The following is a 16,585-nucleotide window of genomic DNA, read 5'->3' as shown; positions in this document are numbered from 1 at the left end:
GCCGGCGGCGAGCAGGGCCCGCCGGGCGGCCCGCACGGCCGCGTGGGCGGCGGCGCGGGCGCCGGTGCCGCCGTTCTCCACGTACGCGGCGGAGGCGTTCAGTGCGTGGGCGGTGGCGCGGCGCTCGGGGCCGTGCGGCCGGAACGGCGAGGGCGCCATGCCCACGACATAGGCCCACAGACCGGCCGCGGCGGCGAGCGCCAGATGGCCGGGGACCTGGCCGATGCTCTGGGAGAGGAACAGTGAGGCGGAGCTGACGAAGGTGAGGACCACGTTCCCGGGCGGCCCGATGCGGGAGGCGTCGCACAGCGCCCTCTGCACGGCGGCAACGACCGCTCCGACGGTGACCAGGACGACGGCGTCCGCCGTCAGGGAGGCGGTGACCAGGGACACGGCGAGGCCGCCGAGCATGCCGAGCACCACCCCTGCCAGCACCCTGGCCCGGGCGGCGTAGGGGCGGTCGTGGGCGTACAGCGCGCAGAGGGAGCCGGCCATCGTGTAGATCGCCAGGTCGAGCCGGCCGAGCGCGACCAGGAGCAGATTGGGCGGGGCAGCCGCGGCGACCACGCTGAGGGCGGGCTTGAACCAGATGTCGGAGGGCCGCCCGAGGCGCAGCGCTCCGGCGAGGGGAAGACGCCGGACGGGGGGCGGGGAGGAGACGGCACTGCTCATGGAGTAAGACGTTAGCAGGTAATTTACTAGTAAAGCACATCTCTCACCTGCTGTACTCCCCTGAACGCTCCCCGTGTACCTCCGTGCGCCCGCGTGCCCTCCGCCGGTGCCGGGCATCCCCTGACCGACCGCCGAACGGGTCGAGGGGGAGGTTCGCGTGCACGGACCGGCGTCGTCGGGCTGGCTGCTGGTCGCGCTCTGCGCGGCCACCGGCGGCTACTGCCTGCTGCGGATGCGCAGCAGCGTCGAGGAGCAGTGCCGCGCCGCGGGCGGGGAGGCGCTCATGGGTTTCGGCATGGCGGTGATGGCCGTGCCCGCGGCGGCGTTCACCCCACCGTCCTGGGCCTGGCAGGCCCACGCGGCGGTGTTCGGCGCGGCCGGCCTGCACGCGCTGTGGGCGGCCCGCGCGGCTCCGCGCCATCTGCACCATCTGGTGGGTGCCGCGGCGATGGTGTACATGGCCGTGACCATGGCCGCCTCCTCCGGGCACGGGCGGGGACACGGACCCGGGCACGACGGTCCGGGCACGCCCCTGCTGACCGGGATCCTGCTGCTCTACTTCGTCGCGTACGTGCTCGTCTCGGGCATCCGCCTGGTCCCCGCGAGCGCGGCCGCGGGGGGCGCCCCGGGCACCGGCTGGGGCGACCGGCCGGAGCTGGCGCGGGCCTGCCGGCTGGCCATGGGCATCGCGATGGTGGCCATGCTGCCGGCCATGTGACGGCCCGGGGGCCGGCTCGGTCCGGCGGCGCCCGCCCCGGGACCGTTGTCTGCGTCACTTCGGGCCACAGGTCCGTATCGCCGAGCGGCCCGCGCTCATAGGCTGCGGACATGATCCTCCCCGCGGTCCTGCTGATGCTCGGCGTCCTGACCGCCGTCGTGGGTCCCCGGCTGCTCGCCCGGGCCGACTGGCCGGACCGTGAACCGGTGGTGGCGCTGTGGGCCTGGCAGTGCGTGATCGCGACCGTCCTGCTGTGCTGCGCCCTGTCGATGACGTTCAGCGCCGCGGCCGCCTGGCACGTGGTCGGCGGCCAGGTGTTCGCCACCGCGCCCCGTGCCGTGGTGGGGGCGTACTCCCTCGGCACGTCGGGGCTCTGGGCGCAGACCACCGCGGTGACCCTGGCGTGCGGCGGCCTGTGGAGCGCGGCGATGCTGGTCCGGGAGGTCGTACGGGCCCGCGCACGGCGCGGGACGCGCCGGGCCCAACTACGCCTGCGCGCCCCGCTGCTGCCCGGGGAGGAGCCGGCCTCCGAGCGGCTGGTGGTCCTGGAGGGCGAGCGGCCCGACGCCTGGTGGCTGCCCGGTACCCCGCCCCGGCTGGTGGTCACCACGGCCGCCTTGCGCCGCCTGAAGGGCAGGCAGCTGGACGCCGTCCTCGCCCACGAGCGCGGGCACGCCCGGGCCCGGCACGACTGGCTGCTGCACTGCTCGTCCGCGCTGGCGGGCGGGTTCCCGCAGGTGCCGGTGTTCGCGGCGTTCCGCGAGGAGATGCACCGGCTGGTCGAACTCGCCGCCGACGATGTGGCCTCCCGCCGCGTCGGCCGGCTGACCACGGCCCTCGCCCTGGTGGAACTCAACGAGCACCGTGGGGTGTTCGGCCCCGGTCCGGACCCGCGGGCGCAGGTCCCGGCCCGTGTCCACCGGCTGCTCACTCCCGCGGACCGGCTGAGCCCGGGGCGGCGGCTGCGGCTGACCGCCGTGGCCTCGCTGGTGCCGGTGATGCCCGTCCTGGTGGCGTTCGTGCCGGGATTGCGGGCACTGGGATAGTCCGCGGGCCGACACGGGCCCGGCGGCGGTGACAGGACTGGCCCCGGACGCCGCCGGTCCGCAAGGATCGCCCCCATGCACACCCCCCACACCGATGCCCCTCCCGAGCCCCCGCAGCACCGTCCCGTCACCCTGTCCGCCGGCGTGCTGGCACTGTGCTCGGCGCTGCTGCTGGCGCTGGTCGCCGCCGAGTGGAGACCGCTGCTCGGCCTGGACGGAGACATCTCCCGCACCACCCACCGCTGGGCGGTGGCGGAACCGGGACTGACCCAGGCCGCCCGGGTCCTGACGGACTGGGTGTGGGACCCGTGGACGATGCGTGTGCTGTGCGCCGTGGCGGCGGGGCTGCTGGTGTGGCGGTACGCGGACCGGTGGACCGCTCTGTGGCTGGTGCTGACGGTGGCCGTCGCGACGGCCGTGCAGCAGGGCCTGAAGGCCTCGCTGGACCGCGCCCGCCCTGTCTGGCCCGACCCGGTCGACTCGGCGCACTACGCGGCCTTCCCGTCCGGTCACGCCATGACGGCGGCCGTCGTGTGCGGTCTGCTGCTGTGGCTCCTGCGCCGCCACGGGGCGGGCCGCGTCCTGTGGCTCACGGCGGTGACGGTGGCGGCCGTCTCGGTCACCGGCGTCGGACTCACCCGCGTGTGGCTGGGCGTGCACTGGCCCACGGACGTCCTCGGCGGCTGGCTGTTCGGCGCCCTGGTCGTGGCGGCGGCGGTGGGCGTCCACCGGCACCGGCACCCGGCGCCCGCCCGGCGCGCGTCGTAGCGCTCCCCCGTCATCGAGGGCCCGAGCTCACTCTCCCCGGTCGGCCCTGCCGAGCCGGCCACCTCGGACGATCCCCCGCGTCGCCCGAGGTGGACGGCAGCCCGGAACGGGCCCCACAAGGGGCCTGGACCGGACGCGTTGAGTATAGTTGGCTGGCAGCCAGTCAACGCAGGAGTCCAGCATGTCCCCGCGCAGCGCCCTGGTCAATGAAGAGTTGCGGAGGCGTTCGAAGGAGCGGCTTCTGCACGCCGCCGTCGAGTTGGTCGGCGAGCACGGGTACGAGGCGACGACGCTCGGCGACATCGCCGACCGTGCGGGTTCCGCGCGGGGTCTGGTCTCGTACTACTTCCCGGGGAAACGCCAGCTCGTGCAGTCCGCCGTGCACCGGCTGATGCACAGGACGCTGGAGGAGGCCCTGGAGCGCGAACCGCGTACCGACGACGGCCGGGAGCGGATGGCGCGGGCCATCGACGCCATCCTGGGCCTCGCGCGGGACCGGCCGGTGCTGATGCGCCAGCACATGGCCGGGCTGCTGCAGGCCGAGGGTTTCCTGCCCTGCCCCGAACAGCGGCGGCTGGCCGAACTACTGAGCGACACCGTCGCCCGGCACGGCTCCCACGACGTCGAGACCGACTATCCGGTGCTGCGCGCCCTGCTGATGGGCGCCGTCTACGCGGCCCTGATGCCCGGCGCGCCGATGCCGGTGCCGCTGCTGCGCGCGGAGCTGTTCAAGCGCTACCGGCTCGACTGGACCATGGGTGTCCCGCCGGACGCCGCGGCGTCCGGCGGGACGGGCGCGAAGGACCGGACGGACATGGCCCGGTTCTTCGCGACGGAGCCGGAGGCTCAGTCGAAGTAGTCCGGCTGCGTCTGCACGTTGAGCTCACGCATGTGGACCCAGCGGGCCGGGTCCGTGCGCCGGTCGTCGATCTTCAGGACGTCGAAGCCCTTGGCGATGTCGTTCGAGTAGATGTAGCCGTTGTAGTAGTACGCCGACCAGGAACCGCCGGTGGTGATGCGGTCGGTGGACAGCGGGCCGCGCTCGAAGTAGGCGATCTCCTTCGGCTTCGAGGAGTTGGTGAAGTCCCAGACGGAGACGCCGCCCTGGTACCACGCCTGCACCATCAGGTCCCGGCCGCGGACCGGGATCAGCGAGCCGTTGTGGGCCACGCAGTTCTCGGTGTCCGCCTGGTGGCGCGGGATCTTGAAGTAGCTGCGGAAGACCAGCTTGCTCCGCTCGCCCTTGCCGACGATGTCGTAGATGCCGTCCGCGCCGCGGTTCGGGCCGATCTCCGCGTTGCAGGTGGCACCGCCGCCGCCGCCCAGCTCGTCGGTGAAGACGACCTTGTCGGCCCGCTGGTTGAAGGTGGCCGAGTGCCAGAACGCGAAGTTGACGTTGTCCTGGACCCGGTCGATCACCCGGGGCCGCTCCGGATCCTTGATGGAGAACAGGATGCCGTCACCCATGCAGGCACCGGCGGCCAGGTCCTTCGACGGCAGCACGGTGATGTCGTGGCAGCCGGTGGTCTTGGAGACACCCGGGTTGGTGGGCGCGCCCGGGTTGCCGCCGCCGTCCGGGCCCTCACCCGGGAACAGCACCGGGAATCCGACGACGGCCGCCTTGTGCGGGGCCTTGCGCGGCACCTTGATGACGGAGATGCCGTCGTGCGGCGGCTGGCAGTCAGGGTAGGCGGCGTTCGGTGAGTACGAGGAGACGTAGACGTAGACGTTTCCGCGCTCGGGCACCAGCGTGTGGGTGTGCGAGCCGCAGGCGGTCTCGACGGCGGCGACGTAGCGCGGGTTGCGCTTGTCGCTGATGTCGAAGACCTTCATGCCCTCCCACGAGGACTTCTCGGTGGCCGGCTGCGTGGTGCTGTTGCAACTGCTGTCGCTGCGCGAGGAGTCGGTGGACAGGAACAGCAGGTCGCCGGAGACGGAGATGTCGTTCTGCGAGCCCGGGCACAGCACCTGGGCCACCGTCTTCGGCGCCCTCGGGTCGCTGATGTCGAAGATGCGGAAGCCGTCGTAGTTGCCCGCGAACGCGTACCGGCCCTGGAAGGCCAGGTCCGAATTGGTGCCGGACAGCACGTCCTTGGGGATGTTGGCCACGTGCTCGATGTTGCCGGAGTGGACGACCTCGTCCTGGCCGGGTATCTCGCCGCTCTCGATGGCCTCGCGCACCTCGGCCTGGGCGCTGCGCGAGACCTCCTTCTGCCCGGCGGGCGTGTCCCCGGGGTCGGGGATCGCCGCGGCCGGCGCTGCCGTGAGCAGGGCCGCGAGCAGGCCGCCGGCCGCCGCGGCAACTCCCAGCCGTCTGCGCCGGGTTCGGGGAACTCTTAACAGGATCACTGTTTTCCTCCCTGTTCCGTTCACGTCGGAACGGTTACGCACCGGCAGTATCGACCTCGACATGCGCATACCAATAGAGGGCAACACGATCGCAACGAAGTTTTTTGATCAAAGTTGCGCGGAAGCGTGCTAGGACGGTCGTCGACACTCACGAGGTGTCCCGCGCCCTCCCCGCGAGGGGTACTCCCAGCCACAGGAGGTCCTTGTGCACCACCGCCGTGTGCCACGCCCTTCCGTCGTCGCCGCCGGGCTGACCGCCTGGGCCGTCCTCGGACTCGTGGGCTGCGACTCCGGCGCCGACGACACCGAGTCGGCTTCCGCGAGCGGTCCTTCGGTCATCGCACCCGGCAAGCCCGGTGAGGCGAACCGGACCCTGTCGGCCGAGGACGCCGCGCGGCAGCGCGCCGAGGACGACTCCCCCAACTCCGCCGACGTGACGTATGCGCGGATGATGATCGAGCACCACGCACAGGCCCTCGAGATGACCGCACTCGTACCGGATCGCGCCGAGTCGCCGAAGATCGTGAAGCTGGCCGAACGCATCGCCGCCGCCCAGGAGCCCGAGATCAAGGCGATGAAGGGCTGGCTGAAGAGCCACGACAAGGCGGAGCGGGACGGCGGTCATGGACACGACCACGCGGCGATGCCCGGGATGGCCACACAGGCCCAGCTGGGGCAGCTGCGCGCGGCCGAAGGGAAGGCCTTCGACCAGCTCTTCCTCACCCTGATGATCACCCATCACCAGGGGGCGATCACCATGTCCACCGAGGTGAAGGGGCAGGGCAACAACATCCGGATCGAGGAGATGGCGGACGACGTGGTGGCCCAGCAGACGAGTGAGATCAACCGGATGCGGGACCTCATGTGACGGCACGCCGGTCCCCATCGGGCCCGCCCGACCCCCGGCGGGAGTCAGCCGCGGGCGTGCCTCGGGGGCAGCAGACCCGCGTCGCGCGTCCGGCCGATGAGCCGGAGCGCGCCGCGCCGGCTGTGCCCGGTCTCGTCCATCACCGCGAGGACCGGATCGGCACCCCGCTCCTGGGCCGCGCGGTACGCCCGAGCGACCAGCCGCCACTCCTGGGGACCTCGCGGCCGGGCGGAGTCGTCGCGGTGCACGCCAGTACCGGTCCCGTCGCAGGGGTCCGCACCGGCCCCGTCGCCGCAGGCCCGCGCGAGCGGGCCCTCGATCCAGTCGGCGAGCACCGCCAGGTCCTCGAGGGCGAGCCCGGGCCGGGCCTGCACATCCTCGACACACACTCCTCCCTCGCCCACCGTCGCGAGCGCGTCGATGCTCGCTCCGTCACCGAAGGCCAGCCGCACGTGGAGCCACCGGGTCGCCCGCTCCCCCTCCCGCACCTCCCACGCGGGCCACACGGACACCGCACCCTCCGCGGGAGATCGGTCGGAAAGATGAAGAAAAGACGCCTCGAGCACCCACGCAACGTAACCGCGTGATCAGTGCGCCCCGGTAGGAACACGCACCCCGGACGGCGGACGGCACCCTGTCAGCGGAGCGCGGACGGTGTCATGCTGGAAGACACCAGCGATCTCCTGTCGAACCCCCGGGGTGAGGAGTTCCGCCGTGCTGCGTGTCGCCGTGATCGGTTCCGGACCGAGCGGGTGCTACACCGCCCAGAGCCTGGTCCAGCAGGACCCTGGAGCGCGCGTCGACGTCCTGGACCGGCTGCCGTGCCCGTACGGCCTGGTCCGCTACGGAGTGGCGCCGGACCACGAGAAGATCAAGTCCCTGCAGAGCAACCTCCGAGCGGTGCTGGAGCACGAGCGCGTGCGCTTCCTCGGCGGAATACCGGTCGGGCCGGGCGGGGTGCCGGTCGCGCGACTGCGGGAGCTGTACCACGCGGTGGTCTACTGCGTGGGTGCCGCCACGGACCGGCGGCTGGGCATCCCGGGTGAGGACCTGCCGGGCAGCTGCTCGGCGACCGAGTTCGTGGCCTGGTACAGCGCGCACCCGGACACGGTCCGGGGTGATTTCCTGCGCGACGTGCGTTCGGCGGTGGTCATCGGCATGGGGAACGTCGCCGTCGACGTCACACGCATGCTCGCCCGGGGCGTGGCGGCACTGAGTCCGACCGACATGCCGCACGCGGCCCTGACCGCGCTCGCGGCGAGCCGGGTGACGCACCTCCACATGGTGGGCCGGCGCGGTCCGTCGCAGGCCCGTTTCACCACCAAGGAGCTGCGCGAACTGGCGTCCCTGCCGGACACCGGCGTCGCCGTGGATCCGGCCGAGGCCGCGCTGGATCCGGCGTACACCGACCCGTCGGCCCTGCCCGCGGCCCGGCGCCGAAACGTCGAGGTGCTGCGCGACTGGGCGGCCGGGGCGGCCGGGCCGGACGTCCGGCGTCTGATCCGCCTGCGCTTCTTCCTCCGCCCGGCCGAACTGGTCGCACGGGAGGGCAGGGTCGGCGCGGTGCGCTTCGAGCGGACCGTGCCGGACGGGCGGGGAGGCGTCACGGGCACCGGGCGGTTCGAGGACATCGAGGCGCAGTTGGTGCTGCGGTCGGTGGGGTACCGCGGGGTGCCCTTGGACGGGCTGCCGTTCGACGCCGCGAGCGGCACGGTGCCGCATCTCGCGGGGCGGGTGCTGCGCGGGGGCGCGGTGGCTCCGGGCGAGTACGTGGCGGGATGGATCAAGCGGGGCCCGACCGGCGTCATCGGCACGAACCGGTCGTGCGCGAAGGAGACGGTGACCTCCCTTCTGCAGGACGCGGCCCTTCTCATGCTCCGCGACCTGCCCGGCGACCCGCTGACGGCGCTGCGGGCCGAGGGAGTCGAACCGGTCGGGTGGACGGGCTGGCAGGCGATCGAACAGGCCGAGGCGCGCCTGGGTGCCTCCCTCGGCCGGAACGTCGTCAAACTGCCCGACTGGGAGTCCCTGCTGTCGGCGGCCCGCGGCGCCGGCGGATGACCCGGCCCGGGAGAGGGAGCGGACGCGCCCGACCCCCGGAGCGCGCCGGGGTGCGCGTCGCCTCCGCCGTCCGTGAACGCCGGGGTGAGCGCCCGGGGTGGGGGCGCGCCCCCCGCCCCGGGGCCGGCCGGAGCGGCACGGATCCGTGAGTCCGCCTCCGGCGCCGCGGCGGCCGGCGCGGGCGGACGGACCCCGGCCGGCGGAATGCCCGGGGCGGGAGCACGGACAGGCGGACGGTACGGCGGCCCCGCTCACGCGGCCCCGGCCGCGATCGGCCCCGACGAACCGGACGACCGAGTGCGACGCCGACCGGAGGGACGGTGTGCGCGACGCCCGACGCGTGCGCCGCGTCCACCGACCGGCCCGACAGACGGAGTCGCCCGGGAACGGGCGCCGGGCCGGTCATCGCCGCCCGCCCACGACGCCGCCGGGGCCACCGGCACCCACTGGTCGCTCGCGGCGCGGTGCTCACCTCGCGCCCGGGCGAGTGTCGACCCGCGTCGCCGGGCGGTGCGCCCCGCCGGACAAGGCCGCGACGGCGACCGGGCGCCGGCCCCTCCGCGAGGCGGACGGTGCCGGGCACCGGCCGCCGGGCACTCCGCGGGCGGAGCCGACGGCTCACGCGCCCCCGGCCCCTCCGTCGCCGGGTGTACGCGTCGCTCAGGTCCCGTTCCGGCGGTCGGCCTGGTGGGTGGCCGCGGCGAGCAGGGAATCGAGCAGGCCCGGGAACAGGTCGTCCAGGTCGTCGCGGCGCAGGGCGTTCATCTTGGCGGTGCCCTCGTACACCTGCCTGATCACGCCGCTCTCGCGCAGCACCCGGAAGTGGTGCGTGCTGGTGGACTTGGTGACCGGTACGTCGAACTGCGAGCAGGACAGCGCGGCGCCCGCGGCGGCGAGCTCGCGGACGATCCGCAGCCGTACGGGGTCGGAGAGCGCGTGCAGCACGCCCTCCAGCCGGATCTCCCCGCACGCCGGGTGCGGCAGATCACGGCTGCTCGGGACGGGGGCGGCGGTCGTCACTGCGGCGGCTCCACATGTCGTCGCGGGAGGAGACTCCATTGTACGAGACCCGTCGTAGTTTGACACATGCCGTACTACGATGCCTATCGTACGACTCGCACTCTCCCGGTCCCGTCGAATGGAGCCCACCGTGAGCACGCTGTTCGAGCCGTACACCCTGCGCACCGTGACGATCCCCAACCGCGTGTGGATGCCACCCATGTGCCAGTACTCGGCCGCCCCCGCGGGGCCCGGGGCCGGAGCACCCGGCGACTGGCACTTCGCGCACTACGCGGCCCGGGCGGCCGGGGGGACGGGCCTGATCGTCGTCGAGGCCACCGCCGTGACCCCGGAGGGCCGCATCTCGCCGTACGACCTCGGCCTCTGGAACGACACCCAGGCCGAGGCCTTCCGCCGGATCACCGGATTCCTCGCCGCCCAGGGCACCGTCCCCGCCGTCCAGCTCGCGCACGCCGGCCGCAAGGCGTCGACCGACCGCCCCTGGAAGGGCGGCGCACCGGTCGGCCCCGATACCCACGGCTGGCAGCCGGTGGCCCCGAGTCCGCGCGCGTTCGCCGAAGGGCATCCGATCCCCGACGAGCTGTCCGTGGACCGGATCCGGGAGATCGTCGACGGCTTTCGCGCCGCCGCCCGCCGGGCACTCGCCACGGGGTTCGAGATCGCCGAGATCCACGGCGCCCACGGCTACCTGATCAACGAGTTCCTCTCCCCGCACTCCAACCACCGCACCGACGCCTACGGCGGCTCGTACGAGAACCGGACGCGTTTCGCACTCGAGGTGGTCGACACCGTGCGCGAGGAGTGGCCGGACGACAAGCCGCTGTTCTTCCGCATTTCGGCCACCGACTGGCTGGAGGACGGCGGCTGGACCGCGGACGACACCGTCCGCTTCGCCTCCGAGCTGCACGCCCACGGGATCGACCTGCTCGACGTCTCCACCGGCGGGAACGCCCCAGGCGCCCGCATTCCGGCCGGGCCCGGCTACCAGGTCCCCTTCGCGGCGCGGGTGCGCGCCGAGACGCCGATGCCGGTCGCCGCCGTAGGACTGATCACCGAGGTCGGGCAGGCGGAGAAGATCCTGGCCAACGGTGAGGCGGACGCGGTGTTCCTCGGCCGCGAGCTGCTCCGCAACCCCTCCTGGGCCCGGCACGCGGCGCGTGAGCTCGGCGGCACGGTCCACGTGCCGGACCAGTACCACCGCTCGGTCTGACCCCTGCGCCGGGCGTCGCGCCGGTGACCCGGGGTGCCCTGTCGCGCCCCGGGTCACCGGCCTTCATGATTCCTGGCCGAATATGTTCTGCGCACGGCGTTGACCAGAAAGCGCTTACCGCCTACGTTCCGTTCAGCAGCGTGACCGGCACACCTCCGCCGGCCGCGCGAGCCGCACCATTCCGAACGTCGTTCATGTACATGGCTCGTACCCCCACACCACGACAGAAGGAACGACATGACTTCCGCGACACGACCACGCGCCCGCAGGCGCGCACTCACGGGCACACTCGCCATCCTGGGGCTCTCGGTTGGCATGGCCATGGCCACCGGCGCCTCGGCGGGCGCGGCCACCTGGCCGACCCCCGACGGCAGCCAAGGCGTCTCCTCCACCATCTCCGTGTCCGGCACCAAGGACTACGGGATGAAGCGCCTCTACGGCACCGGCGACCTCGGCTCGGGCAGCCAGGACGAGGACCAGGGCCCGATCCTCGAACTGGCCGACGGCGCGGTCCTGAAGAACGTGATCCTGGGTGCCCCCGCCGCCGACGGCGTCCACTGCAAGGGCTCCTGCACGCTGCAGAACGTCTGGTGGGAGGACGTCGGCGAGGACGCGGCCACGTTCAAGGGCAAGTCGTCCGGGGCGGTCTACACCGTCAGCGGCGGCGGGGCCAAGGAAGCGAGCGACAAGGTGTTCCAGTTCAACGGAGCCGGAACGCTGAACGTGTCCAACTTCGCGGTGAAGAACTTCGGCACCTTCGTCCGCTCCTGCGGCAACTGCTCCACGCAGTACAAGCGGACGATCAACCTCAGCTCCATCGAGGTGAACTGGAAGGGCAGCAAGCTCGCCGGCATCAACACCAACTACGGCGACAGCGCGACCCTGCGGAACATCACGATCATCGGCGACAGCAGCAAGAAGATCGTCCCGTGCCAGAAGTACATCGGCAATGACGACGGCGACGAGCCGGACACCAACGGCTCGGGTCCCGACGGCACCTACTGCAAGTACGCGTCGTCCGACATCACCTACCGGTAGCCCTCACGGGCGGCCGCCGTACGGGAGGCCCGTGGTGTCCCGTACGGCCGGCCGCTCCGGGCGGGCGCTCGATGTGCCGGAGGAGCTCAGCCGGCCGGAGGGCCACGAGCCGGGCGCGCGGGTCGGCCCGTTCCACGGGGCCCCGGCCCGTCGCCGTGATCACCACCAGTTCCCGGTCGCCGTCCCACGCCGGCGGCGACCATCCGGCTGAGCGCCGCGCGAAGCGTGGACCCGCCGGCGTCGAAGCCTGACCGGGGCCGTGCCTTTCGCACGCTTCCCGCGACGGCCGGGCCGGACGCCGCCGTGGAGCGCGCGCTGCCGGGCGGTGACTGACGGCCGGCACCGGGAAACCGTGCGCCCGCCGGCCCGTCGTCCGGCCGCCGCACCGGCCCGACCTGCGGCGCGGGCCGATCCGGGGGTGACTGTCAGTGCTGGGGTGCAGACTGACCGCAGTCCGGAATCAGGACGTCGAGGACGACGTCGCGGAGGTGATCGGCATGACCGAAGTACTGCTCGCCGTGGGCACCCGCAAGGGTCTGTTCATCGGGCGCCGGCGGGGTGGCGCCTGGGAGTTCGACGAAAGCCCCTACTTCAACGCGCAGGCCGTGTACTCGGTCGCGATCGACACCCGGGAGGCGACACCACGGCTGCTGGCCGGCGGTGACAGCGCGCACTGGGGCCCGTCGGTGTTCCACTCCGACGACCTGGGCCGCAGCTGGACGGAGCCGGCCCAACCCGCCGTCAAATTCCCCCAGGACACGGGGGCCTCGCTGGAGCGGGTCTGGCAGTTGCACCCGGCCGCGGCCGAACCCGGCGTGGTGTACGCGGGTACGGAACCGGCCGCGCTCTACCGGTCGGAGGACCGCGGGGAGTCCTTCGAGCTGGTCCGGCCGCTGTGGGAGCACCCCACGCGGTCGAAGTGGGTGCCGGGCGGCGGCGGTGAGGGCCTGCACACCGTGCTCACCGACGAGCGCGATCCGCGGGCGGTGACGGTAGCCGTCTCCACGGCGGGCGTGTTCCGCACCCTGGACGGCGGTGCGAGCTGGTCCCCGGCCAACTCCGGGGTGTCCGCGGTGTTCCTGCCCGACCCGAACCCGGAGTTCGGGCAGTGCGTGCACAAGGTGGCGCGGGACGGGGCCGACCCGGACCGGCTGTATCTGCAGAACCACTGGGGTGTGTACCGCAGCGACGACGGCGGCGGGCACTGGACGGACATCGGCGAGGGCCTGCCGTCGACGTTCGGCTTCACGGTGGTCGCCCATCCCCGTCGTGGTGACACGGCGTACGTGTTCCCGATCAACGCCGACTCCGACCGGGTGCCGGCCGACCGGCGCTGCCGGGTCTACCGGACGGCGGACGCGGGCAAGAGCTGGGAGCCGCTCTCGGCGGGGCTGCCGCAGGGCGATCACTACGGCACGGTACTGCGCGACGCGATGTGCCACGACGGCGCGGACCCGGCCGGCGTCTACTTCGGAAACCGCAACGGCGAGGTGTACGCGTCGGCCGACGACGGCGACAGCTGGCGGCAGCTGGCGTCGCACCTGCCGGACGTGCTGTGCGTGCGGGCGGCGGTCGTCGGCTGATCGGCCGCGGGATCCCCGGCGAGAGCGTGCCTTCCCCGTACCGCGACGGCTCCCGGTTCGTCGAGTGCCGCACCGGCGGAGTCCCGGTCACCCCGGGCCAGGGTGGACGGCAGCGGCGGGACGTCCCGCGCCGGGCCGGCGCACCGGCCTGGTCGGCCCGCCGACCGTCGTCGGGACCGGGGGCTGGCAGACGATCAGGCGCATCTCCTGACCCCGCCCCGTTGGAACAGTGGCCGGCCGCCCGCGCGGCCGGCCACTTCGCCGTCGCGGGGGATCTAGGGGAGCCGCCACTCGACCGGTTGCGCGCCCTGGCGCATCAGCAGGTCGTTGGCACGGCTGAAGGGACGCGAGCCGAAGAAGCCGCGGTCGGCCGACATCGGTGACGGATGAGCCGACTCGATCGCCGGGAGGTCCCCGAGCAGCGGACGGCAGTTGCGGGCGTCCCGCCCCCACAGGATGGACACCAGCGGCTTGCCGCGCTCCGCCAGCGCGCGGATCGCCTGCTCGGTGACCTCCTCCCAGCCCTTGCCCCGATGGGCGGCCGGCTTGCGGGGGGCCGTCGTCAGCGCCCTGTTCAGCAGCAGCACGCCCTGCTCGGTCCACGGGGTCAGGTCCCCGTTCGACGGTCGGGGCAGCCCCAGGTCGGAGTGCATCTCCCGGAAGATGTTCTCCAGGCTTCCCGGGAGGGAACGCACCTCGGGCGCCACCGCGAAGCTGAGCCCGATCGCCATGCCCGGCGTCGGATAGGGGTCCTGGCCGACGATCAGGACGCGGACGTCGTCGAAGGGCTGCTGGAAGGCTCGCAGGACGTGGGGCCCGGCGGGCAGGTAGGTGCGCCCGGCGGCTATCTCCGCGCGCAGGAAGTCGCCCATCGCGGCGACTCGGCCGGCCACCGGCTCGAGGGCTTTCGCCCAGCCCGCTTCCACCAGTTCATGCAAAGGTCTCGGTGCCACGCACGGACTCTAGCGACATCGGGGGCCCGGCTCACAGCCGAGTCCCCACCGTTCGGGAGGCCCGGGGACGCTAGTGTTCCCTCCTCGTCACGATCGGCGGTGCCGCGCACCCGTGCGGCCCGTCGCAGGAGGGGAAGGGGGAAGCCCGTTGCGTCCCGTCACCGGTCCGCCCGACGGCCGTCGCCAAGACCGTTCCACCCCCTGCCCCGGACGCCCGGAGCACGAAGAACCCTCGGCCGGTGAGGACGCGGACCGGTGGCTGCCGTGACGGGGCCCGGCTATCTCGCCGTGGACTCCGGGGGTTCCGGCCTGCGGGTCGTCGTCGGCGCCGGTGGGCGCGGGCCGCTGGCCCGGGCCGCGTCGGGGGAACCGGTGCGCACCGGGGCTCGGGGCATCGACCCGGACGACCTCCTGGAGCAACTGCTGCCGATGGCCCGGGCCCTGTGCGCCGAGGCGGGCGTCGGCCGGCTGGACACGGCGGTGGTCGGCGCGGCCGGGATGGCCAGTCTGGGGGGCGCCCTGCGCGCGGAGCTGCCGGCCTCACTGATTCGTGAACTGGGCGTGCGCAGGGTGGCGTTGGCCGCCGACGCGGTCACCGCGTACGTCGGTGCCCTCGGACCCCGGCCCGGTGCGGTGATCGCCGCCGGCACGGGCCTCATCGCGATCGGCACCGATCTGACGCGCTGGCGGCGGGCGGACGGCTGGGGGCACCTGCTGGGGGACTGCGGCGGCGGCGCCTGGATCGGGCGCGCCGGCATGGAGGCGGCGCTGCGCGCCCATGACGGGCGGGAGGGCGGCTCCGCGCGGCTGCTGGCGAGCGCCGAGGACATGTTCGGGCCCGCGGCCGGCCTGCCCGGCCGGCTGTATCCGCGGGCCGACCGGCCGGCCGTGCTCGCGTCCTTCGCGCCCCGGGTGGGCGAGTGCGCGGCCGGCGGCGATCCGGTCGCCGTGGCCGTCCTGCGGGCGGCGGCCCGGCACATGGCCGACTCCGCGGCGGCGGTGTGTCCGGCGGAGGGCGAGCCGGCCGTCGGTGTGACCGGGGGCCTGTTCCGTATGGGTGCCGACCTGACCGGCCTCGTGGACGAGGAGCTGTCGAAGCGGCTGCCGCGGGCCCGGCGTATCACGGCGGAGGGGGACCCGCTGCACGGGGCGGTGCGTATCGCGGAGGACCTCATCATCGGCTCGTTCACCCTTCCGGGTGACGCCGCCCTGCTGAGCCTGACGGCCCCGGAAGGTGACGACGCCGCTCGCGCAGCCGACGCCCTTACGTAACCCATCAGACAAAACCGGACGGATACCGCTCACCTGCCCCCTCCCCGAACAGGGGAGCCCAGGAAGCCACTAACATGCCGCAACATGAGCACCCCCACTGGGCCCGCGTCCGGCCTGCCCGTACGAATGCCGCGCCCCCGCCAGCCCGGACGGCACCGCCGTCCCGAACCCCTGGTGGCTCCCGAGGACGCGCCCGCGCTCGTTCTCGCCGTGCCGGGTACGCCCAGTAGTGCCACCCGTTCCCTCGCCGACGAGGTCGTGAGCATCGCCCGTTCCGAGCTGCCCGGCCTGGACGCCCGGATCGGCTATCTCGACGGCGACGGCGAGGAGTTCCCCACCCTGACGTCCGTCCTCGCGCACGCGGCCGGGGAGCGCACGGCCCGCTTCGAGCAGGCCCGCGCCGCCGGTATGGACGTCAACGAGCCCGACGGCCCGGTCGCCGTCGTCGTGCCCCTGCTCGCCGGCCCGGACAGCTCCCTGCTGCGCCAGGTGCGCCAGGCCGTGATGGACAGCCGTGTCGCCGCCGAGCTGACCGATGTGCTGGGTCCGCACCCGCTGCTCGCCGAGGCGCTGCACGTGCGGCTGTCCGAGGCCGGTCTGGCCCGCGCCGACCGTGCCCGTCTGTTCACCGTGGCCACCGCCGCGGACGGCATCATCCTGGCCTCCGTGGGCGGTGACGAGGCCGTGCAGGCGGCCGGGATCACCGGCATGCTGCTCGCCGCGCGGCTCGCCGTACCGGTCATGGCCGCGGCTCTCGACCAGGAGGGTTCCATCGCCTCCGTGGCCGAGCAGCTGCGCGGCTCCGGTTCGCAGCAGCTGGCGCTGGCGCCGTACCTGATCGGCCCGGAGATCGACGCGAGCCTGATCGAGGAGGCCGCGAAGGAGGCGGGCTGCTCCGCCGCCGAGGCGCTCGGTCCCTACCCGGCGATCGGCAAGCTGGCCCTGGCCAAGTACACGACCGCGCTGGGCATCGCCCCTCAGCAGGCGCAGAGCACGCCCGCCCACTGAGGCACCGCGCCTACGCAGG

The 16,585-nt window shown here is 73.5% G+C and carries 15 protein-coding genes and 2 pseudogenes; 11 read left to right on the top strand and 6 right to left on the bottom strand.

Annotated features, from left to right (window positions below; translation table 11 throughout):
* Positions 1-672 (bottom strand): annotated as a pseudogene (locus tag BU52_RS31610) (FUSC family protein); the annotation flags it as partial.
* A 157-nt stretch (positions 673-829) separates the two neighbouring features.
* Here BU52_RS31610 and BU52_RS31605 point away from each other — a divergent pair.
* The 4 genes from BU52_RS31605 to BU52_RS31590 all read left to right on the top strand — a co-directional run bounded on the left by BU52_RS31605 (position 830) and on the right by BU52_RS31590 (position 4,063).
* Positions 830-1,390, top strand: a complete 561-nt coding sequence (locus tag BU52_RS31605; protein ID WP_037941032.1) for a DUF5134 domain-containing protein — start codon at positions 830-832, stop codon at positions 1,388-1,390.
* Positions 1,391-1,500: 110 nt separating this feature from the next.
* The gene (locus tag BU52_RS31600; protein WP_037941031.1) at positions 1,501-2,436 is read left to right on the top strand and encodes a M56 family metallopeptidase; all 936 of its coding nucleotides are present in this window, start codon (positions 1,501-1,503) and stop codon (positions 2,434-2,436) included.
* A gap of 75 nt (positions 2,437-2,511) precedes the next feature.
* A complete protein-coding gene (locus BU52_RS31595) occupies positions 2,512-3,204 on the top strand; it encodes a phosphatase PAP2 family protein (protein WP_037941029.1) in 693 nt (230 codons plus the stop codon).
* Positions 3,205-3,385: 181 nt separating this feature from the next.
* A complete protein-coding gene (locus tag BU52_RS31590) occupies positions 3,386-4,063 on the top strand; it encodes a TetR/AcrR family transcriptional regulator (protein WP_037941027.1) in 678 nt (225 codons plus the stop codon).
* On the opposite strand, the gene BU52_RS31585 is transcribed toward BU52_RS31590, so the two are convergent.
* A complete protein-coding gene (locus BU52_RS31585; protein ID WP_037941025.1) occupies positions 4,051-5,553 on the bottom strand; it encodes an LVIVD repeat-containing protein in 1,503 nt (500 codons plus the stop codon). The genes BU52_RS31590 and BU52_RS31585 overlap by 13 nt on opposite strands.
* 205 nt (positions 5,554-5,758) lie before the next feature.
* Here BU52_RS31585 and BU52_RS31580 point away from each other — a divergent pair, with 205 nt between their 5' ends.
* Positions 5,759-6,421 (top strand): DUF305 domain-containing protein, encoded by a 663-nt coding sequence (locus BU52_RS31580; protein WP_037941024.1) that lies wholly within the window; start codon positions 5,759-5,761, stop codon positions 6,419-6,421.
* Positions 6,422-6,465: 44 nt separating this feature from the next.
* Here the strand turns inward: BU52_RS31580 and BU52_RS31575 are convergent, their stop codons facing one another.
* On the bottom strand, positions 6,466-6,933 hold the full coding sequence (locus tag BU52_RS31575) for a DUF6214 family protein (protein WP_037941021.1): 468 nt from the start codon (positions 6,931-6,933) through the stop codon (positions 6,466-6,468).
* Positions 6,934-7,135: 202 nt separating this feature from the next.
* Between BU52_RS31575 and BU52_RS31570 the strand changes: the two genes are divergently transcribed.
* Entirely contained in the window at positions 7,136-8,482 is a 1,347-nt protein-coding gene (locus tag BU52_RS31570; RefSeq protein ID WP_037941020.1) for an FAD-dependent oxidoreductase, read from the top strand.
* Between the two features lie 660 nt (positions 8,483-9,142).
* Here BU52_RS31570 and BU52_RS31565 read toward each other — a convergent pair.
* Positions 9,143-9,502, bottom strand: a complete 360-nt coding sequence (locus tag BU52_RS31565) for an ArsR/SmtB family transcription factor (protein ID WP_037941019.1) — start codon at positions 9,500-9,502, stop codon at positions 9,143-9,145.
* A 130-nt stretch (positions 9,503-9,632) separates the two neighbouring features.
* Between BU52_RS31565 and BU52_RS31560 the strand changes: the two genes are divergently transcribed.
* Positions 9,633-10,712 carry an NADH:flavin oxidoreductase/NADH oxidase gene (locus BU52_RS31560; protein WP_037941018.1) on the top strand — a complete coding sequence of 360 codons (1,080 nt, stop codon included), beginning with the start codon at positions 9,633-9,635 and terminating at the stop codon, positions 10,710-10,712.
* Between the two features lie 237 nt (positions 10,713-10,949).
* Entirely contained in the window at positions 10,950-11,750 is an 801-nt protein-coding gene (locus tag BU52_RS31555) for a pectate lyase (protein ID WP_037941017.1), read from the top strand.
* An 82-nt stretch (positions 11,751-11,832) separates the two neighbouring features.
* On the opposite strand, the pseudogene BU52_RS37215 reads toward BU52_RS31555, so the two are convergent.
* Positions 11,833-12,136: pseudogene (locus BU52_RS37215) on the bottom strand (hypothetical protein); the annotation flags it as partial.
* Positions 12,137-12,178: 42 nt separating this feature from the next.
* On the opposite strand from BU52_RS37215, the gene BU52_RS31550 reads away from it, so the two are divergent.
* Positions 12,179-13,333, top strand: coding sequence for a WD40/YVTN/BNR-like repeat-containing protein (locus BU52_RS31550; protein WP_037941016.1), 1,155 nt, complete (start codon positions 12,179-12,181; stop codon positions 13,331-13,333).
* Between the two features lie 275 nt (positions 13,334-13,608).
* Here BU52_RS31550 and BU52_RS31545 read toward each other — a convergent pair whose 3' ends face one another.
* Positions 13,609-14,286, bottom strand: a complete 678-nt coding sequence (locus BU52_RS31545) for a uracil-DNA glycosylase (RefSeq protein ID WP_037941015.1) — start codon at positions 14,284-14,286, stop codon at positions 13,609-13,611.
* A gap of 264 nt (positions 14,287-14,550) precedes the next feature.
* Here BU52_RS31545 and BU52_RS31540 point away from each other — a divergent pair, with 264 nt between their 5' ends.
* Positions 14,551-15,558 (top strand): N-acetylglucosamine kinase, encoded by a 1,008-nt coding sequence (locus BU52_RS31540; protein ID WP_037941039.1) that lies wholly within the window; start codon positions 14,551-14,553, stop codon positions 15,556-15,558.
* A gap of 84 nt (positions 15,559-15,642) precedes the next feature.
* On the top strand, positions 15,643-16,566 hold the full coding sequence (locus BU52_RS31535; RefSeq protein ID WP_078903553.1) for a sirohydrochlorin chelatase: 924 nt from the start codon (positions 15,643-15,645) through the stop codon (positions 16,564-16,566).
* Positions 16,567-16,585 lie beyond the last annotated feature (19 nt).

The sequence above is a fragment of the Streptomyces toyocaensis genome (genome assembly GCF_000725125.1).
Lineage (GTDB): Bacteria > Actinomycetota > Actinomycetes > Streptomycetales > Streptomycetaceae > Streptomyces > Streptomyces toyocaensis.
Note: the sequence above shows the minus strand (reverse complement) of the source record. Positions and strands in the feature narration are given on the sequence as shown.